This is a genomic window from Methylibium rhizosphaerae, assembly GCF_006386545.1.
Taxonomy (GTDB): domain Bacteria; phylum Pseudomonadota; class Gammaproteobacteria; order Burkholderiales; family Burkholderiaceae_C; genus Pseudorivibacter; species Pseudorivibacter rhizosphaerae.
In genome coordinates this window covers 1-1,261 of sequence record NZ_SWAR01000131.1, presented here as the reverse complement: position 1 = coordinate 1,261, position 1,261 = coordinate 1, and the positions used below count along the sequence as shown (strand labels likewise).

Annotated in this window: 2 protein-coding genes; both read right to left on the bottom strand. The window is 58.4% G+C overall.

What is annotated here, in order from left to right; all coding sequences use genetic code 11:
• Nucleotides 1-270 (bottom strand): hypothetical protein (locus tag E8D38_RS28710; RefSeq protein WP_219851891.1); only part of this gene is annotated, 270 nt, incomplete at its 3' end.
• Nucleotides 271-392: 122 nt separating this feature from the next.
• Nucleotides 393-764 (bottom strand): VOC family protein, encoded by a 372-nt coding sequence (locus E8D38_RS27765; protein ID WP_140637514.1) that lies wholly within the window; start codon nucleotides 762-764, stop codon nucleotides 393-395.
• Between the last annotated feature and the right edge of the window lie 497 nt (nucleotides 765-1,261).

Genomic DNA, 1,261 nt, shown 5'->3' with positions numbered 1-1,261 from the left:
TGCAAGGAGCGCCAGAACAAACGAGAGCCCGTAGTGCGGACTGGTTCGTTTTGCCAACGACAACACTAGGACGGCGTTTGCTGCCCACGAAATATGGCCCGCAAAAAGCCCGATGGGACCAAGGATGAATGCCTCCAACCCCGAGTGGTTATGGAGGTGACCATAGCGGTTGGTTTGATAGGCCGGCAGCACAAGACTCACTAGGAAGGCGACCACACTCGCACCGGCTAGCCAGCGCGAAACCTTATTGCGAGAAGCGGGCGCGAGCATGTGCGTACAAAGGGGTTGTGCTCTAACGTTCGACATGAGCGGCAACTGTAGGCGCGCGAAGCGCGCCGGAAGTTGTCCGCTCGATGGAGAGGTTAGGTTGCTCGCTGGCAAGAGACAGCATCTCAACCTTGGCGGTCTTTGAGCTCAAACCGATTTCCCTCCGGGTCGGTGTAGTAGATCCAACGTGTTCCGAGGTAGCTGTCAATCTCTGTATCGGGATTGACGCCCCGAGTGCGCAGAGCTTCGACAACTGGCTCCAACCGCGCTACTAGGAAGCCGACGAGCATTGATTGCTCTTTGGTTGACTTGCCTTGCGTGACCGCGCACCCCTTGCCCCAGATTTCGAATAGCGCTCCGGCTCCTGCGTCAAGGATGCAGCAGTGCTCGGTTTCCTCGAGCACACGAAAGCCTACTCTGTTTGCATAGAAGTCGACGAGCGTCGGTAGGCTCTGAGCATAGAGACCTACCCATGCGATGCCAGTGGGCTCAAGCATGTTCTTGGTGGTTGTGAAGAAGAAACCTGGGAGTTGCTGAACAAGCAACCTAACTTGGTTTTATGCAGCAGCTCGTGCTGCGTATGCAGGAGCGTGTCGCCCTAATACCGGCAACTGTATACAGCGACTGCCCGCACCAGCTCTCGTTCGACGCCCCATTGACTGTATGTTCATACAGCATTATTGTGCCGGCAAAAGCGGACACCTCCCGAGGCCGGCACTCTGCCGTTGCCCCACCCTGGTTACAACCCCCGTCGGGGGGTGTTTCGCGCGCGGTAGGGTCCATGTCCGCTTCGGCTGTGCAACCTGGCACACGCTTTCGTGCGCCCGCTGCGACACCTGTCCTGCCGCCCTTGAAGGCCACGCGGCTGCATTGTCACCTTCCACCGTAATCAGGCCACTTCGTTTCCGGCGTAATCGAGCCAGTCGGGGCCGCCGGGACGGCTTGGCGTTTTCGGCGTAATCAGGCCAGTCCGTTTCCGTCGTAATCAGGCCAC